General features: G+C 68.7%; 16 protein-coding genes and 1 tRNA gene. 10 read left to right on the top strand and 7 right to left on the bottom strand.

The genetic code is table 11. The features are described from left to right. Nucleotides 1–92, bottom strand: a tRNA-Ser gene (locus V7Q42_RS04200). A gap of 458 nt (nt 93–550) precedes the next feature. Between V7Q42_RS04200 and V7Q42_RS04195 the strand changes: the two genes are divergently transcribed. From V7Q42_RS04195 to V7Q42_RS04185, 3 genes are all read left to right on the top strand, one after another. Continuing rightward, a complete protein-coding gene (locus V7Q42_RS04195) occupies nt 551–1,159 on the top strand; it encodes a CAP domain-containing protein (protein ID WP_333822648.1) in 609 nt (202 codons plus the stop codon). Between the two features lie 104 nt (nt 1,160–1,263). Beyond that, entirely contained in the window at nt 1,264–1,872 is a 609-nt protein-coding gene (gene cobO / locus V7Q42_RS04190) for a cob(I)yrinic acid a,c-diamide adenosyltransferase (RefSeq protein ID WP_333822646.1), read from the top strand. A 46-nt stretch (nt 1,873–1,918) separates the two neighbouring features. Beyond that, nucleotides 1,919–3,361, top strand: a complete 1,443-nt coding sequence (locus V7Q42_RS04185; protein ID WP_333822658.1) for a cobyric acid synthase — start codon at nt 1,919–1,921, stop codon at nt 3,359–3,361. Here the strand turns inward: V7Q42_RS04185 and cbiB are convergent. Beyond that, nucleotides 3,345–4,343 carry an adenosylcobinamide-phosphate synthase CbiB gene (gene cbiB, locus V7Q42_RS04180; protein WP_333822644.1) on the bottom strand — a complete coding sequence of 333 codons (999 nt, stop codon included), beginning with the start codon at nt 4,341–4,343 and terminating at the stop codon, nt 3,345–3,347. The two genes, V7Q42_RS04185 and cbiB, sit on opposite strands and share 17 nt — an antisense overlap. On the opposite strand from cbiB, the gene cobD reads away from it, so the two are divergent. From cobD to V7Q42_RS04150, 6 genes are all read left to right on the top strand, one after another. Further along, a complete protein-coding gene (gene cobD / locus V7Q42_RS04175; protein ID WP_333822643.1) occupies nt 4,342–5,409 on the top strand; it encodes a threonine-phosphate decarboxylase CobD in 1,068 nt (355 codons plus the stop codon). The genes cbiB and cobD overlap by 2 nt on opposite strands. 510 nt (nt 5,410–5,919) lie before the next feature. Continuing rightward, on the top strand, nt 5,920–6,387 hold the full coding sequence (locus V7Q42_RS04170; RefSeq protein ID WP_333822642.1) for a PAS domain-containing protein: 468 nt from the start codon (nt 5,920–5,922) through the stop codon (nt 6,385–6,387). Beyond that, complete coding sequence (locus tag V7Q42_RS04165) at nt 6,356–7,684, top strand: methyl-accepting chemotaxis protein (RefSeq protein WP_333822641.1); 1,329 nt, start codon at nt 6,356–6,358, stop codon at nt 7,682–7,684. Before V7Q42_RS04170 ends, V7Q42_RS04165 begins: the two co-directional genes overlap by 32 nt. Before the next feature lie 173 nt (nt 7,685–7,857). Beyond that, nucleotides 7,858–8,989 (top strand): peptide chain release factor 2 gene (prfB, locus tag V7Q42_RS04160; RefSeq protein WP_333822640.1). Its coding sequence is split into 2 segments (ribosomal slippage): nt 7,858–7,926 and nt 7,928–8,989, totalling 1,131 coding nucleotides; the frame shifts between segments, so codons are not numbered across the junction. Nucleotides 8,990–9,294: 305 nt separating this feature from the next. Next, complete coding sequence (locus V7Q42_RS04155) at nt 9,295–10,107, top strand: undecaprenyl-diphosphate phosphatase (protein WP_333822639.1); 813 nt, start codon at nt 9,295–9,297, stop codon at nt 10,105–10,107. A 73-nt stretch (nt 10,108–10,180) separates the two neighbouring features. Continuing rightward, entirely contained in the window at nt 10,181–10,447 is a 267-nt protein-coding gene (locus tag V7Q42_RS04150) for a hypothetical protein (protein WP_333822637.1), read from the top strand. Nucleotides 10,448–10,480: 33 nt separating this feature from the next. Here the strand turns inward: V7Q42_RS04150 and V7Q42_RS04145 are convergent, their stop codons facing one another. The 5 genes from V7Q42_RS04145 to bcp all read right to left on the bottom strand — a co-directional run bounded on the left by V7Q42_RS04145 (nt 10,481) and on the right by bcp (nt 14,451). Next, nucleotides 10,481–11,794, bottom strand: coding sequence for a M23 family metallopeptidase (locus tag V7Q42_RS04145; protein ID WP_333822636.1), 1,314 nt, complete (start codon nt 11,792–11,794; stop codon nt 10,481–10,483). Between the two features lie 97 nt (nt 11,795–11,891). Continuing rightward, nucleotides 11,892–13,049 (bottom strand): glutathionylspermidine synthase family protein, encoded by a 1,158-nt coding sequence (locus tag V7Q42_RS04140; RefSeq protein WP_333822635.1) that lies wholly within the window; start codon nt 13,047–13,049, stop codon nt 11,892–11,894. Beyond that, nucleotides 13,049–13,549 carry a hypothetical protein gene (locus tag V7Q42_RS04135; RefSeq protein ID WP_333822634.1) on the bottom strand — a complete coding sequence of 167 codons (501 nt, stop codon included), beginning with the start codon at nt 13,547–13,549 and terminating at the stop codon, nt 13,049–13,051. Before V7Q42_RS04135 ends, V7Q42_RS04140 begins: the two co-directional genes overlap by 1 nt. Nucleotides 13,550–13,557: 8 nt before the next feature. Continuing rightward, nucleotides 13,558–13,962 carry a DUF350 domain-containing protein gene (locus V7Q42_RS04130; RefSeq protein WP_333822633.1) on the bottom strand — a complete coding sequence of 135 codons (405 nt, stop codon included), beginning with the start codon at nt 13,960–13,962 and terminating at the stop codon, nt 13,558–13,560. 30 nt (nt 13,963–13,992) lie between these two features. After that, complete coding sequence (gene bcp, locus V7Q42_RS04125) at nt 13,993–14,451, bottom strand: thioredoxin-dependent thiol peroxidase (RefSeq protein WP_333822632.1); 459 nt, start codon at nt 14,449–14,451, stop codon at nt 13,993–13,995. A 289-nt stretch (nt 14,452–14,740) separates the two neighbouring features. Between bcp and V7Q42_RS04120 the strand changes: the two genes are divergently transcribed. Continuing rightward, nucleotides 14,741–18,259 (top strand): YhdP family protein, encoded by a 3,519-nt coding sequence (locus tag V7Q42_RS04120; protein ID WP_333822631.1) that lies wholly within the window; start codon nt 14,741–14,743, stop codon nt 18,257–18,259. The last annotated feature ends 16 nt before the right edge of the window (nt 18,260–18,275 follow it).

Genomic DNA, 18,275 nt, shown 5'->3' with positions numbered 1-18,275 from the left:
TGGCGGAGACGGAGGGATTCGAACCCTCGGTACCCTTTTGGGGGTACGCTCATTTAGCAAACGAGTGCCTTCAGCCTCTCGGCCACGTCTCCGGCGCGGATCTCTATGCCCGAAGGGGGGGCTCATTTCAAGAGTCACGCGAACTCCTCGTCGTCGCCATCGGCGAGAATGCGCACGATGGTGCGGCGGCGACCGGGACGGGGGAGGGGGCGAGCGACGCAACGGGGATCGAGGCGGCGGCTTCGGCCTTCCCCGGTGAGTTTCCCGCGTCCTCGTTCCGCCGTGATATCCGCATATCCGCGATGTTCGCACGGGCGTCGGCGCCGGCTCGACTTCGCCGCGGAGGCCGTTCGGGGAAAATGTGACGTCCGAAGGCCCGGCATCGCGTCGGCCCCGCGCGTCGCCGTTTTCGAAACCGGAACCGAGTCGATGGGTGACCGGTCACCTCGAAGGGACGGAACACCGCTTCGAACCGGGTTGAGAGTCGGCGAGCGCGATTCACCGGGTGGATCGGAACCGGCCGCCTCGATCGAACTTGCAGGATCTCGACATGACCATCGCCGTCCACCCCCGTCTTCGTTCGACCCGCCGGGTTCTCCTCGGGTTCGGCATCGCCGGACTGGTGAGCGCCTGCGCCCGCGGTCCGGCGCTGATCGAGACGATCGACGACGTTCCGTACGTTCCCGTCGATCCGGCGAAGGCGGCACGGCTGATCAATGCCTATCGGGCGGAGAGCAATGCCGGCGCGCTCGAGCTCGACGCAGACCTCGTGCGGATCGCCGGCGACTACGCCCACCGCCTCGCCGAGGCCGGGCGGATGAACCATGCGCTCGCGCCCTACGGCGGCCTCGACCAACGGCTGAAGGCCGCCGGATACGCCTACGCCACCGCCGGCGAGAACCTCGGACAGGGCTATCGCACCATCGAGCAGACGATCACCGGCTGGAAGCACTCCCCGGCGCACGACCGCGGCATGAAGGACGCCGAGATGACCCGCATGGGCATCGCCTCGGCGGAGAACCCGAAGAAGCGCGGCGACGTCTACTGGTGCCTGATCGTCGCCGAGCCGCGACCGGCGGGCGCACCGGCCGGCTCCGGTCCGTTCGCGCCGACGGGCGGCACCCGCGTTTCCGGATCTCTGTTCCCGTTCCTGCGCTGATCGGGACGCCGCACACGCCGCGGGCGGCGAGACCCGCCTTCGCCGGACTTGCGCGGCTCGCCGCGGCGTGGTCTCTCGGGCGCGAGATCCGACGGGGACCATCGATGACCACGAGCGACGACGACCGCCACAAGGCGAAGATGGCCAGGCGCAAGGAGGTGCAGGATGCCGAGGTCGCGTCGAAGGCGATCGCCGAGAAGGGGCTGCTGATCGTCAACACCGGGCCGGGTAAGGGGAAGTCGACGGCGGCCTTCGGGCTGGTGCTGCGGGCGCTGGGCCACGGCTGGCGGGTCGGCGTCGTCCAGTTCATCAAGGGCGCGTGGTCGACCGGCGAGCGCACCGCGCTCGAGCGTTTCGACGATCTCGTCTCGTGGCACACGATGGGCGAGGGCTTCACCTGGGAGACGCAGGATCGCGCCCGCGACGTCGCCGCGGCGACGCGCGCCTGGGAGAAGGCGAAGGAGCTGATGGCCGATCCGGGCATCCGCCTCGTCGTCCTCGACGAATTGAACATAGCGCTCCGCTACGATTACCTCCCCCTCGACGAGGTGGTGGCGACGCTCGCGGCGCGGCGGGCGGACCTGCACGTCGTCGTGACCGGGCGCAACGCCAAGCCCGAACTTGTCGAAGTCGCCGATCTCGTCACCGAGATGGGCGCGGTGAAGCATCATTTCGCCGCCGGGGTGAAGGCCCAGGCGGGCATCGAATTCTGAGACGCCGAGTTCGCACGTGACTTCAGGAAACATCGCCAGAGCGCTGATGATCCAGGGAACAGGCTCCGACGTCGGCAAATCGCTGATGGTCGCCGGGCTGATCCGCGCCTACGCGAACCGCGGCCTGACGGTACGCCCCTTCAAGCCGCAGAACATGTCGAACAACGCCGCCGTCACCGTCGACGGCGGCGAGATCGGCCGCGCCCAGGCGCTGCAGGCCCGCGCCGCGCGCGTGGCGCCGTCGGTACACATGAACCCGGTGCTGCTCAAGCCGCAGTCCGACGTCGGCTCCCAGGTGGTGGTGCAGGGCCGAGTCGTGGGCAACGCCAAGGCGCGCGAGTTCCAGGCTTGGAAGCCGGGGCTCGAGGCGGCGGTACACGAGAGTTTCGCGCGGCTGCGCACCGAAGCGGATCTGGTGATCGTCGAAGGGGCGGGGAGCGCGGCGGAGGTCAATCTCAGGGCCGGCGACATCGCCAACATGGGCTTCGCCCGGAGGGCGGACGTGCCCGTCGTCCTCCTCGGCGATATCGACCGCGGTGGCGTCATCGCCCAGGTGGTGGGGACGAAGGCGGTGATCGATCCCGAGGACGCCGCGCAGGTCGTCGGCTTCCTGGTCAACAAGTTCCGCGGCGACGCGAGCCTGTTCGAAGCGGGGATGCGGACGATCGAGGAGAAGACCGGTTGGCCGGCGCTGGGGCTCGTGCCGTGGTTCCGCCCGGCCGCGCGGCTGCCGGCCGAGGACGCCGTGGTGCTGGAAAAGCGGCGCGCGGCCGGGGAGGGGGCGTTCACCGTCGTCGTGCCGCGCCTGCCGCACATCTCCAATTTCGACGATCTCGATCCGCTCGCCGCCGAGCCGGGTGTCCGTCTGGTGATGCTCTCCTCCGGCGAACCGATCCCGGCGGCGGCCGATCTGGTGATCCTGCCGGGCTCCAAGGCGACGATCGCCGATCTCGCCACCCTGCGTGCCGAGGGCTGGGACGTCGACATCGCCGCGCATGTCCGCCGTGGCGGGCGGGTGCTCGGCATCTGCGGCGGCTATCAGATGCTCGGGCGGACGATCGCCGATCCCGACGGCATCGAGGGACCACCCGCGACCGTTCCCGGGCTCGGGCTCCTCGACGTCGCGACGGTGCTCGACGGCGACAAGCGGCTGGAGCATGTCGACGGGCGCCTCGCGCGGCTCGATGCGCCGGTCTCCGGCTACGAGATGCACGTCGGACGGACCGAGGGGACAGGCTGCGCGCGGCCGTTCCTCGTCTTCGCCGACGGGCGTCCGGACGGGGCCGAGCGGGCCGACGGCCGTGTCGCCGGCTGCTACGTCCACGGCCTCTTCGCCGACGACCGGGCGCGGCGCGCGCTCCTCGCCGATCTCGGGGCGCCGATCTCCGATCTCGCCTACGAGGACGAGGTGGAGCGCATCCTCGACGCGCTCGCCGACCATGTGGCGGCGCACGTCGATCTCGATCGCCTGCTCAGCTTGGCGCGGTGAGGAAGAACGCCAGGTAGGCGAGGGCCAGGATCTGCACCACCAGCGCCACGCGGTAGAGCCGCAGCGCGCGGCGGATGTCGTCGGGGCCGAGGTTGCGGCGGCCGTCGCCCATGGTCGCGGCGTCGACGCGGATGTCGCCGTAGATGCGAGGGCCGGCGAGGGCGAAGCCGAGGGCGCCGGCCATCGCCGCCTCCGGCCAGCCGGCATTGGGCGAGGTGTGTTTGCGCGCGTCGCACAGCGCGGTCAGGAGCGCGGTGCCGGCCCGCGCGCCCGGCGTCACCAGCGCCGCGAGGACCAGCCACAAGGCCGCGAGGCGCGAGGCCGGCAGGTTGACGAGATCGTCGAACCGCGCCGCCGCCCAGCCGAAGGCGCGATGTCGGTCCGTCCTGTGGCCGATCATGCTGTCGGCGGTGTTCGCCGCCTTGTAGAGCGCCGCGCCGGGCAGGCCGCCGACAGCCATCCAGAACAGCGGCGCGACGACGCCGTCGGAGAAGTTCTCGGCGAGGCTCTCGATCGCCGCCCGCGCGACGCCGGCCTCGTCGAGGCTCTCGGGGTTGCGCCCGACGATCATCGAGACGGCCCGCCGGCCCTCGTCGAGGCCGCGGTCGAGGGCATCGGCGACCGCCGCGACATGAGCATGGAGGCTGCGTTGCGCCGGCAGGCTGGCGGCGAACACGGCGAGCACGACGAGACCCGGCACCCCCGGCAGCAGCGCCTCGACGACACCGGTGAGCGCCACCGCGACGGCTCCGGTGACGGTGAGGAGGACGAGGAGGGCGACCACGCCGAGGAGGCGTCGACGGCGGTCGGCGTCGCCTTCGTGGTTGAGAGAGCGATCGAGACGGGCGACGAGCGCACCGATCCAGGTGACGGGATGGCCGATCGCGGCGTAGAGAGGAACGGGCCAGCCGACCGCCGCTTCGATCGCCGCCGCGACGAGCGCCAGTTCGGCCATGGGGGCGAGGGACGAGGCGAGAGACATGGAACCGAGCGGCAACCGGTGGGCGGGAACGGACGCGAGCCCCGTCTATCACGGCGGCGACCTCGCGCAAGTTCGTAACCGCTTTCCCGATGCGCCCGAGCCGTGGATCGACCTGTCCACCGGCATCAATCCCTGTCCCTATCCGATCCCGCCGATCCCGGCCGAGGCCTGGACGCGGCTGCCGGAGGCGGCGGAGGTGTCGGACCTCGAACGTGTCGCGGCGGAGGCCTACGGCGCCCACGACCGATTTCACGTCGCCGCGACGCCCGGCACCCAGGCGGCGATCCAGATGTTGCCGCGCCTCCTCGCCGGCGCCCGCGTCGGCATCCTCGGCTTCACCTATCAGGAACATGCGCGGGTATGGCGCGAAGCCGGACGTGAGGTGGAGATCGTCGAGCGGGCGACCGATCTGGCGCGCTTCGACATCGGTCTCCTGGTCAATCCCAACAACCCCGACGGCCGCATGGTCTCGACCGACGAACTCGCGGCCCTGGCGCTCGACATGGCGGCGGCGGGGCGGCGACTGATCGTCGACGAGGCCTTCGTCGACGTGATGGAGGAGGGCGCGAGCCTCGCCCCGCGGCTGCCGATGGGTCGCGCGATCGTGTTGCGCTCCTTCGGCAAGACCTGGGGTCTCGCCGGCCTCCGCCTCGGCTTCTGCCTCGGCGACGCCGATTTCACCCGGTCGATGCGCGCTGCCTTCGGGCCATGGGCGGTCTCGGGCCCGGCGATCGCGATCGGCCGCGCCGCGTTGGCGGATCGGCCTTGGCTCGAAGCGGCGGTCGCACGATTGAAGCGGGATGCCGATCGGCTCGATGCGCTCACCACGGCGGCCGGCTGCCCGACCGTCGGTGGAACGCCTCTGTACCGCCTGATCCGCAGCTCGAACGCGGAGCGATTCGCCGAACACCTGGCTGAAGCCGGGATCCACGTCCGACGCTTTCCGCACGCCCCCGACCTGCTCAGATTGGGACTTCCCGGCGAGGCGGCGGCCTGGACGCGACTGGAAGCGGCACTCCGTTCGGCCTCGTCGCAACAGCGGGCGCGATCAGATTACGCAGGGTAATTTCAATCCCGTGATGAACGATCGAGCAACGGCGGGAACAACTACCATACCAAAGCCGCCGCCATGTCGTGACGGCCGCGTGTGACGCTCAATCGCATGTAGTAACTGCAATAATTGTAGACATTATGCACATAAATATGGCACATTCACCATGTGTGACACATGTGTCAACTACACCGTGCAATTATGGCAGTATAAGAATACGATTAGATATAGCTTTTTGCATATTTCATGTACTTCGGATACTATTTCCGATGATCGAGTACGGCGAATTGTGTATCGCTTTTGATCCTAAACGTTTCGGATCGACGCATGACGCGAGGGGAGCGTTATCGAAAAATTCATCATCCTCCGATCAGATTGTGACGGTCATGTCATCGGGAGGAGAGGATGCTTCAGGGGTTGTGGCGAAAGGGAAGCGGCGCGGCGACTGGACCGATACGCCAGAAATTCGCGTCGGTGGTGAGGCCGACGGGCGTCGAGAGGACCTTTCATCCGGACGACGTGATCGTGTCGAAGACCGACACGAAGGGAATCATCACCTACGCCAACGACATCTTCCTCGAACTGGCGGGGATCACCGAGGCGCAGGCGATCGGCGCTCCGCATTCCGTCATCCGCCATCCCGACATGCCGCGCGCGGTGTTCAAGCTCCTGTGGGACACGTTGCTCGAGGGCAACGAGATCTTCGCCTATGTGCTCAACATGTCGGTCACCGGCGACCACTACTGGGTCTTCGCCCACGTCACGCCGACCTTCACCGTCGACGGTGGCATCACCGGCTTCCATTCCAATCGACGCGTCCCCGAGAAGGCGGCACTCGAAGTGGTGAAGCCGCTCTATGCCTCGCTCAAGGCCATCGAAGATCAGGCGAGCGATCGCGCCTCCGGTCTCCAGGCCTCCTTCACCGCCGTCCTCGAGCTTCTGCGTGACAAGGGAATGTCCTATGACGAATTCGTCTTCTCTCTCACGCGCTGAGTGGGTCTTCGCCGGTCTGACGGCGCTGATGATGATCGGCTCGGTGCTGCACGTCACCGTCGACATCAATTGGCGCAATGCCGGCATGCTGATCTTCATGACGACCCTGTCGGTGCTCGGACTGGTGCTGCTGCGCCGCGCCCGGCGGTCGATCGCCGAAATTTCGCAAGTGTTGGTCAAGGCCGCCAAGGGTGATCTCGAAGCGCGCGTCATCCTGCTCGACGACGCCGGCGACATCGCGCGTCTGGCCAACGACACCAACCGCATCCTCGACGTCTCCGACGCCTTCGTCCGCGAGGCGCGGGCGACGCTCGGCTGCGTCCGCGACGGCAAGAACCATCGCCGCATCATCGAGACCGGCATGGTCGGAACCTACGGTCTCGCCTCGCGCACCATGAACGAGGCGGTGTCGGCGATCGAAGGGCGTCTGCGCGGCTTCGGCCGGGTGATGCGCGAGTTCGAGGACACGATCGGCGGCGTCACCGGGTCGCTCGGCGAGGCGGTGCACGGTCTGTCGCGTTCGGCCGACCAGATGCGCTCCTCCGCCGACGACACCGAACACCGCACCACCACCATCGGGGCCGCGGCCGAGGAGACCTCGGTGACCGTGGCGACGGTGGCGGCGGCGACCGAAGAATTGACCGCGGCGGTCGAGGACATCGCCCAGCAGGCCGAACGCGCCCGCATCGTCTCCGACCACGCTCATCATCAGGCGACCGACTCGCGTGAAGCGATCGCCGACCTGACCCATGCGGTCGGCGACATCGTCGGCGTCCTCGATCTGATCCGTCAGGTCGCCGAGCAGACCAAGCTCCTCGCCCTCAACGCCACCATCGAGGCGGCCCGCGCCGGCGAGGCCGGCAAGGGCTTCGGCGTGGTCGCCATCGAGGTCAAGGCGCTGGCCGATCAGACCGCCACCGCCACCGACGCGATCGCCGATCGCATCCGCGCGGTGGAATCGCGCGCCGACCGCTGCATGCAGTCGATCTCCGGCATCACCGGCGTCATCGACGAGATCGGCGCCGCGGCGGCGGCGATCTCCGCGGCCGTGCAGCAGCAGATCTCGGCCACCCACGAGATCTCTCGCTCGATGCAGATGGCCTCCACCGCCACCGACGACGTCTCCGCCAACGTCACCACGGTGGTCGCCGCCGCCGGCGCCACCGGGCGCGCCGCGGCCGACGTCGCCGGCGCGTCCGACGATCTGGCGCACCAGACCGAGCGTCTGCAGGACTCGGTGCGCCGCTTCCTGATGAGCGCCCGCGAAGTCGCGCAAGGATCTCGCAGCGCCGCCTGATCCGGTCCTGCCGCAGAGACGACCGCCGCCCGCTCCCCCCGGGCGGCGGTTCGATTCCCGGGGTACCCGACCGGTGTCTTTCGACGTTTACACCACCGACCCGCCTCGGTATGGTCCGCGCCCATCGCCCGGGGCGCTCGCCGCCGAGGCCGAGATCACGAAGGTGAAGTCCGATGAAGGCAGAGATCCAGTCCGTCGTGGACGAGATCCAGCAGGCTCTCAGCCTGCTGAGGAGGCATCTTTGACTGGGATGTCGCTCTGAAACGACTGGACGAGCTCAACGCGCTCTCCGAATCTCCCGATCTGTGGAACGACCCGACCCGGGCTCAGAAGCTGATGCGCGAACGCGATCAGCTGGCGAAATCGGTCGACATCGTCCAGGGCATCACCCGCGACCTCGACGACAACGTCGGGCTGCTCGAACTCGGTGAGATGGAAGACGACGCCGAGGTCGTGGCGGAAGCGGAGAACGCGCTGAAGCAGCTCGGCGTCGACGTCGCCAAGCGTCAGGTCGACGCGTTGCTCTCCGGCGAAGCCGACGGCAACGACACCTATCTCGAAATCCACGCGGGCGCCGGCGGCACCGAGTCCCAGGACTGGGCCGAGATGCTGGCGCGCATGTACGTGCGCTGGGCCGAACGGCGCGGCTACAAGGTCGAAGTGGTCGAAGCCTCGGAGGGCGAAGAGGCGGGTCTCAAGTCCGTCACCTATATCATCAAGGGCGAGGCCGCCTACGGTTGGCTCAAGACCGAGTCGGGGGTCCACCGTCTGGTCCGCATCTCGCCGTACGATTCGGCGGCGCGGCGCCACACGTCCTTCGCCTCGGCCTGGGTCTACCCGGTGGTCGACGACAGTATCGACATCGACATCCCGGAATCGGATGTGCGGGTCGACACCTATCGCTCGTCCGGCGCCGGCGGCCAGCACGTCAACACCACCGACTCGGCGGTGCGCCTGACCCACATTCCGACCGGCATCGCGGTCGCCTGTCAGGCCGAGCGCTCGCAGCACAAGAACCGGGCCAAGGCCTGGGAGATGCTGAGGTCGCGCCTCTACGAGGTCGAACTGGAGAAGCGCGAGGCCAAGGCCAACGCCGAAGCCGCCGCCAAGACCGACATCGGCTGGGGCCACCAGATCCGCTCCTACGTCCTGCAGCCCTACCAGATGGTCAAGGACCTCCGGACCGGCGTGCAGACCACCGATCCGCAGCGCGTCCTCGACGGCGACCTCGACGCCTTCATGGAGGCCTCGCTCGCCGCCCGGGTGAAGGGCGGCTCGGTCGACGCGGTCGCCGACATCGACTGATACCGAGCCGACGATGTTTCGACCTTTTCGAAACATCGTCGGCGAAGGCAAGCCCGAACGGGCGTCGGCCGGCCAGGCCGTGACGCTCATGAAACTCGGACGAGTCCGAATTTCATGAGCCCAGTATGAGGCGAAGACGCACGAAAGCGCCCGCGGCCGGCTTTTCCGGCCACGGCGCCCCCGCCGGGTGAGAATTCGACAAACATTTCGCGTTAGAGACGAGGGACGGGGTCCGCCGGGCGGGGCGATCCCGGGGGAGACCGTCGTCTCCCGACGTCGGTCACGCGACGCAGCCGGGGGCGCCCATGGAACTCGTTCATCTGATCAAGGCCTTCGTCCTCGGCATCGTCGAAGGACTGACCGAATTCCTGCCGGTGTCCTCGACCGGCCATCTGATCCTCGCCGGCGATTGGCTGAATTTCTACTCCGGCTCGGGCAAGGTCTTCGAGGTGGTGATCCAGCTCGGCGCCATCCTGGCGGTGTGCTGGCTCTACCGCGAGAAGATCCTGACCCTGGTGCGCGGCGTCCTGGCGCGCGATCCGGCGGCGCTACGCTTCGCCGGGGTGGTGCTCGTCGCCTTCCTGCCGTCGGTCGTCTTCGGCATCCTGTTCATCAAGACGATCAAGGCGGTTCTGTTCAATCCGACCGTCGTGTCGATCTCGCTGGTCGTCGGCGGTCTGATCATCCTGTGGGTGGAGCGCCGCGAAAGGCCGATCGCCTCGCGGACGATGGAAGAGATCGGCTGGTTCCAGGCCTTCGGCATCGGCCTCGCCCAGGTGGTCTCGATGATCCCCGGCGTGTCGCGCTCGGGCGCGACCATCGTCGGCGGCATGGTGTTCGGCGCCAGCCGCACGGCGGCGACCGAGTTCTCCTTCTTCCTCGCCATGCCGACCATGCTCGGCGCGACGGTGCTCGATCTCGCCAAGAACGGGGCGTCGCTCAGCTTCGGCGACTTCGTCACCATCGTCGTCGGCTTCGTCACCGCCTTCGTCTCGGCGATCGTCGTGGTGAAGTTCCTGATCCGCTACGTCGCCCACCACACCCTGAGCGTCTTCGCCTGGTATCGCATCGCCCTCGGCGTGGTGCTTCTGGCCTGGACATGGCTCGCCACCGCCTGAGGATTTCGCGGACGGCCTTGCGGCCGGGTCGCCCCGGGGCCAGGATGAACGAACCAGCAGAGGGAGTGCCCCCATGATCCGCATCGGCGGTCTCGCAGCTCTGGGCTCGATCCTCGTCACCATGCCGGCAGCCGGCGAGGTCTCGGTCTGCGGCATCGCGGTGAAATCGGAGAAGTTCGTCTTCGAGCGCGCGGCCAAATGGTTCGGCAGCGACCGCAAGCAGAAGAAGGCGCTCGGCTCCTTCATCGTCGATTGCGAGTCCGATGGCGCCAAATGGATCGTCTCGAGCCCCGACGGCACCGCAACGCATCCCCAGATCGTCGCCTATCGCTATCGCTGAGCGCCCGTCCGCTCCGGTGTCGCGCGACGCGTCTCAGAATCCGAGTTCGCGCCCGGCTTCGAGCCACGGGCCGGGGTCGACCGGATCGCCGGCGACGCGGGTCTCGTAGTGGAGATGCGGCCCGGTGGAACGGCCGGTGGAGCCGGCGAGACCGACGACGTCGCCCGCCTTCAACGAACGGCCCTTTTCGACCGAGATGCGCGACAGATGGCCGTAGCGGGTGACGACGCCGTTGCCGTGGTCGACGTCGACACAGAGGCCGTACCCACCCATGCCCCCCGCCGCGACCACCGTGCCGGGTCCGGTGACGTGGACCGGATCGCCGGTCTCGGCGCGGAAGTCCATCCCGGTGTGGAGGGCCGGCGTGCCGAGGAAGGGATCGATGCGGCTGCCGAAATTCGACGTCGTCGTGGTGTCGCCCCGGATCGGCCGACCGAGTGGCAGGCGGGCGGCGGCGCGCCGGATCCGGTCGAGGCGGGTGAGAGCGACATCGGCACGCTCCGCGGCATCAGTCGCATCGAAAGGAACGAACGGGCCGCCGACGGCTTCGCCGCCCGTCGGCTTCGGCTTGGGATGGGGCGCATCGGCGACGCGGAAACCGAGGCGGCCGAGGAGCCGCCCGGCCTTGGTGACGTCGGCTTCGGCGAGGCGCGCGAGATCGCTCAACGTCCGGCTCTGCAGGCGCTCGAATCCGTCGAGCGTCTTCTCGACCTCGGCGATCCTGAGACCGACCGACGCGCCACGCACCGCGATGCCGGCATGCGCGGGCGACACGAAGGGGAAGTTCCACGACGAGCGCAGCGGCGTGGCGAAGCGGTCGACGTCGAGCGGCGGCGGCGCCTTCGGCCGGGCGGCATCGACGCTGGGGACCACCGCATCGAGCGGCTGGTCGATCGGCGTGACCGACCCGGTCGCCGGCCCCGGCACGAGGCGTACGCCGGCCGCCGCGGCCCGGTCGACCAGAGCGCCGATGCGCGACTGGGCTTCGCCGAGGGTCGCCTGACGCTTGAGCAGGGTGTCGATCTTGGCCTCGAAGGCCTCCTGATCCATCAACTGGCGCCCGTTGATCCGGTCGATCTCGGCCCGCAGTGTCGCCACCCGGTCCTCGTAGGCCCGAGCCTGTCGGACCTGACGCGAGATGGCGCCGTTGAGGATGTCGTCCCGGAAGAAGAGGTAGCCGGTGGCCGCGACGTAGGCGAGGGAGAAGACGCCGACGACCGCCGCACCCGCGGTCAGCCACCCCATGTCGATCTGGAAGGCGCGGACACGGTCGCCGTGGACGATCGTGACCCGATGGCGTTCCTTGCGGCGTCCGAAGGGGCGGGGATGGTCGTCCGGAGAGGTCATCGCGAGGCGGCTCGTCCTGGGTTTCGAGACGCCACCGATTACAGTCGGTTAAGGTTAATATTCCTTTGCATTTCAGGCGGAAGGGTGGTCGCCGGGGTCAGGCGAGAATGATGTGCGGCAGGAAGCGCGAGCGGTCGGTGGTGATCCGCGTGAAGTCCTCGCGGATGCCGAGACCGCACGGCTGGTGGCCGACCAACCAGCTGCCGAGGACCGGGTAGAAGCCGTCGAAATTGGGCAGCGGACGCGCCGCCTGGACGACGAAACCCTCGGCGCCGTAGTCGCCGCCGGTGCGCTCGACCGGCGCGCGCCCGTCGACCAGTTCGACGTTGCCGCCCTCGCGCGAATAGAGCGGCTTGCGGACGTGCGAGGCGCCCAGACGCTCGGCTCGCGGGTCGTCGTCGAAGAAGGCGGGCAGCAGGTTGGGGTGCCCCGGCGCCATTTCCCACAGGAGCGGCAGGATGCCCTTGTTGGAGAGGATGGCGCGCCACGGCGGCTCAACGAATCGGGTCGTCGCCATCGCCGGGGTGCGGCCGAACTCTTCGGCGAAGAGCCATTCCCAGGGGTAGAGCTTGAACAGCCGATCGATCGGCCGCTCGTCGAGATCGACGAAGCGATCGCCGGCGAGCCCCACCTCGGCGATGTCGAGGATGGTCGCGCCGAGCCCGGCCGCCGTGGCGCAATCGGCGAGATAGGCGATCGTCCCGGTATCCTCGACGCTCTCGGTCTGGCCGGTCAGATGCAGGTGGCCTTCGGGGACGATCGAAGCGAGGCGCTCGATCAGGCGCTCGTGGATCGAATTGAACTGATCGGTGCCTTCGCGCAGCTTGCCGCGCTCGAGCTGATCGGAGAGCCACATCCACTGCACGACCGACGCCTCGTGCAGCGCCGTCGGCGTGTCGGCGTTGAACTCCAGCAGTTTCGCCGGGCCGTGGCCGTCGTAGACGAAGTCGAAGCGGCCGTAGAGGGTGGGATCGTCACGCCGGCGGCTCTCGGCGATCAGGTCCCAGGCCTGTTCCGGGATGCGCAGCCGGGCGAGCAGCTTCTCGTCGGCGATCACCCGATCGACGAGGCTCTCGCAGAGCCGACCCAGCACCTCCGTCGGCGCTTCGATGTCGCTCTCGATCTGGTCGAGGGTGAAGGCGTAATGGGCGTCTTCGACCCAGTAGGGCTCTCCGCCGACATCGGGAAAGGCGAAGTCGATCGCCGCCAGACGCTCTCGCATGTCGGGGCGGGCGGGAAGCGCGATCCGCCGCATCACGAGCCTCCGGAGAAATGGAAAGAGCCGATCGATCCGAACCCGCCGCGTCGCGTCGTCGACGTGGTCGCATGGCTCGACGAGGTCGACGAAGACGATCCGCCGAAGAACGACGAGCCGGAGGAACGCGACGACCAACCCCAGGAGGTGTAGCCGTGCCGGCGGGAAGAGCCCTGCAACGTCGATCTGACGGTGCCGGGCGGGCAACCGTTCGCGGTGGGCGAGCCGGGTGCGGCGCTCTGCCGCACCGGCGCCGCGCCACTCGCCGGGGTCCCGGCCGGGGTGGCCACGCTGCCCGTGGGCGCGGGAAGGCAGATTTCGGTCGATCCGCGCTCGACGAAATGCGTGGCCGCGGCGGCCAGCGCGCCGGCGGAGAAGAGCGAGATCGCCAGCGAGCGCTTGCGCTTCGGGTCCGCCGGTTTCGCCTCGGGCAGGCCCTCGGGCCGGTGGGTGACGACCGGCGGGCCGCGGCGGCCGAACTCGCGCTTGGTGCGGGCCATGGCGCACCTCACTCGGTCATGGCGGCGGCCGAAAGCAGGCCGGCGGAGAGCGACACCGCGCCGAGCCAGATCGCCGCCGAGAGGGAATTCTCCTCGATCGCCCGCGACAGGTTCGGATGGGCGAGGCGCGCCGCATAGTAGGCGCCGATCTGCACCACCAACGCCACCAGACCCCAGGCGGCGAACTCGACGATCGAGGTCGCCTGCGCCACCGCCCGTGCCATCGGCACGACGAAACCGACGAGGCTCGACGCGAGCGCGATCGCCGCCGAGGCGTTGTGCTCCTTGACGATCAGGTCGAACTCGCGATGCGGCGTGATCCGCACGTAGAGCAGCAGGTAGATCACCGCCAACGCGACGGCGCCGCCGAAATAGCCCAGGAATGCGATCAACCCACCGATAAAATGCGCCATCGTCGTTCCCCCCTCGACCGGCGCGGGCGATCAGCCGAGCGCCTTCAACACCGCCGCGGCGTGCCCGGTGACCTTCACCTTCGGCCAGATCGCCGCCACCTTACCGTCGGCATCGACCAGCACCGTGGTGCGCTCGACGCCCATGTACTTCCGCCCGTACATCGACTTCTCCACCCACACGCCCCAGGCCTCGAGCACCGATTTGTCCTCGTCGGAGGCCAGCGTCACCGCGAGCCCGTATTTGGCGCGGAACTTCTCGTGCTTCTTCGGCCCGTCGGGCGAGATGCCGATCACGGTGACGCCGCGCTTCTCGAACTCCGGCGTCAGCGCCGTGAAATCCTGCGCCTCCTTGGTGCAGCCGGAGGTGTCGTCCTTGGGATAGAAATAGACGACGACCCGCCGGCCGCGCAGATCGGAGAGACGAACGCGCCCGTCGCCGTCGGTCGGCAGATCGAAGTCGGGGGCGGTATCGCCGATCTTCAGAGCCATGTCGCCTTCCTTTCGTCGCGAAGAAGTGGTGGAGAGACGCGGTGAGGACGCGCAGACCGCCGGTTCGCCGATGGTTCGGCGTGTCCGAATCACGAGACGGATGGTTCCCCTCCGTCCCGATCGAAGCACGAAGGCGAAGCGTAGTCCGAGCCGATGGAGCCGGGCAAGCGGTTCGACCGGAGGCGGGGAAACGTGTAGTGCTCACGGCGAGGCGAGCCCCTCGTGGAAACGCGATTCGGCCGGCTCGCACTCCGCCGAAGAAGAATCCGACCGCCAGGAACGGCGTAAATTGGACGATCAGGACCCGACCACCGACGCGCCCGCGCTTCCGGGCACGACACTCGGCGCCCGCCGCAGGCGCGCCGCGGGCCTTTTCGGCCTCGTCCTCCTGTGGATCGGCGGCATCGTCCTGGCGCTCGGCGCCCTTCTCGTCGTCGCCCTGGCGGCACTCGTGGCCCACGGGCCGGTGGAGATCGAGACCGCCGCCCGCACCGCCGAGACCCTGCTCGGCGACGTCGCGGGCCCCGGTGGTCGCGCCAAGGTCGGCAGCGCCCGTCTCGACTGGTCTTGGGACAAGGGAATCACGGTCGAACTCGAGAGGATCTCCGTCGAGCGCGAGGGCGTTCTCGACATGGCGGTGCCGCGCGCCGAGGTCAGACTGCGGATGCGGCCGATCCTCACCGGACAGGTTCGCCCCCGCTCGTTGATCCTCGTCGAACCGCGCCTGAAGGTCGACACCGCCGGTCTGGCCGACGCCGGGGCCTTCGTGACCGCCGCGACCGAGAGCCCGCCGGAGAGCGCCCCGGCGCCGGACTCCTCGATGGTGGCGATGCCGGCGACACGCGGGATGGCGAAGCCGGTCGTGTTGCCGCCGCGGCCGGTTCGGGCGATCTCGGAGGCACGCGAGGTCGGCCGCGCCGTCGACCGCGCCGTCGCCCGGGCGCGCGAGGAAGGGATCGAGACCTTCGGAATCCGCAACGGTGCGATCGAACTCCGGCGGATCGACCGCGAAGGCGTCGCCCGCGACGTCACCGTTCCCGACATCGAAGCCGAGGCGGTCGTCGACGGCCCCGGGGGCGATCTCGACGTCGGCTTTTCGGCGCGCGGTGAGATCGGGCGCTGGTCGATGCGGCTGACCGCGGCGCACGAAGCCGACGGACGACGGCGCGTCTCCTTCGTCGCCGACGATCTGATGCACCGCGATCTGTTCGGGCCACCGGGATCGGCCTTCGATCTCGGGATGCCGCTCTATCCGCGCCTCACCCTGCGCTACGGCCCCGACGACCGCTACGACGGCGCCGAAATCGACGTCCGCCTGGGCGCCGGCGAATTCCGCTTCGGTCCGATGCCGGAAGACTCGATGCTGGTCGACGAGGGACAGATCCGGGTCGACTGGAAGGCCGGGGCGACCGACCTCGAGGTGCGCAACCTCACTCTCGCCGTCGGCGAAACCGGCATGACCCTGCACGGACGGCTCGTGCCGCCGCCCGAGCGCGGTGGCGTCTGGGCGGCGGAGTTCGAAGCGAACAAGGGAAGCTTCCGCCCGCGCGACGTCGCCGGACGCCCCCTGGTCGTCGACGGCGGCCGGCTCGAAGCGCGGTTCGACCCGTCGGCGAAAGTGATCGACATCACCTCGGCGGGGGCGAGTTTCGGCGACGGCTGGGTCAAGACGGCCGGACGCATCGACTTCTCCGGGGAAGAACCGCGGCTGAAACTCGATCTCTTCTTCTCGCCGCTCGACACCGAGCAGGTGAAACGGGTCTGGCCCCACTGGGTGGCGCCGGACACCCGCGACTGGTTCATCCGCAACGTGACCGGCGGTCGCCTTCTCGATACCGTGATCCGCCTCGATCTGCCGCGGTTCGACAAGCAGGAGACATGGCCGGGCAACGCGCTGCGCATGTCGTCGCGGTTCGAGGAGGCGCGCTTCGGCGTGTTCGGCAATCTTCCGCCGGTGGTCGGGGCCTCCGGCAGAATGACCATCGACGACCGCAAGATGGACCTGACGGTGGATCGCGCCACGGCCGCCACGAAGGCGTCGCGGCGACCGACGATCGACGGGATGCGCTTCACCGTCGCCGACATCTTCGTCAAACCGCCGAAGGGAACGTTCCGGTTCAAGATCGCGGGGGATGTCGCCGCACTGGCCGAGGTGGTGGACGCCGAGCCGCTCGCCCTGCTCGAAGAGGCCGGGATCCGCAACGACGGTCTCACCGGGACGGCTTCGGTCACCGCTCAGATCGATGTCCTGTTCGAGAAGCAGATCCGCACCTCCTCCGTCGACTACAAGGTCGACGCGTCGCTCGACCGTTTCGCCAGTCCCCACCCGATCCAGGGGCGCAAGTTCCAGGACGGCAAATTCAAGATCATCGCCGACCCGCGCGGCCTGAAGGTCACCGGACGCGCCCAGATCGACGGCGTCGTCACCGACGTCGACATGTACGACGCGCGAGGGAATTCGAAGGCGGAGAAGCGCGACTTCAAGATGGTCCTCGACGAGGCGGCACGACAGCGCATCGGCCTCGATCTCGGCGACCTGGTCGGCGGCGCCATCGGCGTGAACGTCGCGCAGTCGGCCCAGAGCGAGACCCGTCGCAAGGTCGAGGTCGACCTGACGCCGGCGACGCTGACGCTCGCCCCCTTCGGCTGGAACAAGGGAATGGGCGTTCCGGCGAAGGCGACGCTCGACCTCGTCGACGAAGACAAGGGTGTGAGGCTCGAGAACCTCGTCATCGAATCCGAAGGATTGGCGATCGCCGGGACGGTGGTGCTCGACAAGGAGCACCGCCTCGTTTCGGCGGACTTCCCCAAGTTCGCCCTGCGCAAAGGCGACGCGGCGAAGCTGAAGGCGGTGCGCGGGACGGATCAGAACCTCGTGGTGACCTTCGATGCTCAGAGCTTCGACGTGCGCGGCGTGATGCAGGCCGGGCGCAAGCCGGGTCGGGAGGAGGGCGCTCGCGCCTCCACTCCTTCCAAGTCCGCTGACATGACCCTGAAACTGCGCGCCGCGCGTGTCGTCGGCTTCAACGACACGACGCTCTCGGACGCCAGTCTCGACGGCCGCTATCGGGGTGGCGCCTTCGCCTCGCTGCAATTGAGCGCCCGCTCCTCCGGCGGCCGTTCGCTCTCCGCGACGATCCGACCCGAGGGCAACCGCCGTACTCTGACGGTGGGCGCGGACGATGCCGGAGCGCTGTTGAGCTTCTTCGACTTCTTCGATCGGGTCCGCGGCGGCCGATTGGCGATGCAGGCGCAGCTCTCCGGGCCCGGGATCGCGCAGGGTCGCGCCCGGCTCGACGACTTCCACCTGCTCGAACAGCCGAAATCCGGCAAGGCGGCGGCGCAGACGGTCGGTAACGGCGTCCAACAGGTCAAGGTCCGGCAGGTCGAGATCAATCCTCAGACCGATTTTTCGCGCTCCTCGGTGCGCTTCGCCATGCGCGACGGGGTCATCACGGTCACCGAGGGTGTCGCCAAGGGCACCGCCGTAGGTGCCACCGCATCCGGCCAGATCGATCTCAACAACCAGCGCATCGCCCTCACCGGGACCTACATCCCGGCCTACGGCCTCAACAATCTCGCCGGGCGCATCCCGGTTCTCGGCGTGATCGCCGGGGCGGGCTCGAACGAGGGTCTCCTCGGCGTCACCTTCCGCGTCTTCGGCGCGGTCGACGATCCGATCCTCGAGATCAACCCGCTCTCGGCGGTCGCGCCGGGCATCTTCCGCCGTATCTTCGAGTTTCAGAAGGACGGCGATCGCGCACCCGCCCCGGCGCCGAACAACGCCCCGACCCGCATCACACCGTGATGCCGGACCCGCGAAG

It is taken from the genome of Pinisolibacter sp. (assembly GCF_036782435.1).
Lineage (GTDB): Bacteria > Pseudomonadota > Alphaproteobacteria > Rhizobiales > Ancalomicrobiaceae > CALBKH01.
This window is presented reverse-complemented; position numbering and strand designations above follow the sequence as displayed.

Bases quoted from the DNA above. Each gene is read 5' to 3' on its own strand.
- V7Q42_RS04195 (WP_333822648.1), top strand. From the start codon at position 551: ATGACCATCGCCGTCCACCCCCGTCTTCGTTCGACCCGCCGGGTTCTC.
- V7Q42_RS04130 (WP_333822633.1), bottom strand. From the start codon at position 13,962: ATGGCGCATTTTATCGGTGGGTTGATCGCATTCCTGGGCTATTTCGGC.
- cobO (WP_333822646.1), top strand. From the start codon at position 1,264: ATGACCACGAGCGACGACGACCGCCACAAGGCGAAGATGGCCAGGCGC.
- V7Q42_RS04165 (WP_333822641.1), top strand. From the start codon at position 6,356: ATGACGAATTCGTCTTCTCTCTCACGCGCTGAGTGGGTCTTCGCCGGT.
- cbiB (WP_333822644.1), bottom strand. From the start codon at position 4,343: ATGTCTCTCGCCTCGTCCCTCGCCCCCATGGCCGAACTGGCGCTCGTC.
- V7Q42_RS04185 (WP_333822658.1), top strand. From the start codon at position 1,919: ATGATCCAGGGAACAGGCTCCGACGTCGGCAAATCGCTGATGGTCGCC.
- cobD (WP_333822643.1), top strand. From the start codon at position 4,342: ATGGAACCGAGCGGCAACCGGTGGGCGGGAACGGACGCGAGCCCCGTC.
- V7Q42_RS04155 (WP_333822639.1), top strand. From the start codon at position 9,295: ATGGAACTCGTTCATCTGATCAAGGCCTTCGTCCTCGGCATCGTCGAA.
- V7Q42_RS04150 (WP_333822637.1), top strand. From the start codon at position 10,181: ATGATCCGCATCGGCGGTCTCGCAGCTCTGGGCTCGATCCTCGTCACC.
- V7Q42_RS04140 (WP_333822635.1), bottom strand. From the start codon at position 13,049: ATGCGGCGGATCGCGCTTCCCGCCCGCCCCGACATGCGAGAGCGTCTG.
- V7Q42_RS04135 (WP_333822634.1), bottom strand. From the start codon at position 13,549: ATGGCCCGCACCAAGCGCGAGTTCGGCCGCCGCGGCCCGCCGGTCGTC.
- V7Q42_RS04145 (WP_333822636.1), bottom strand. From the start codon at position 11,794: ATGACCTCTCCGGACGACCATCCCCGCCCCTTCGGACGCCGCAAGGAA.
- bcp (WP_333822632.1), bottom strand. From the start codon at position 14,451: ATGGCTCTGAAGATCGGCGATACCGCCCCCGACTTCGATCTGCCGACC.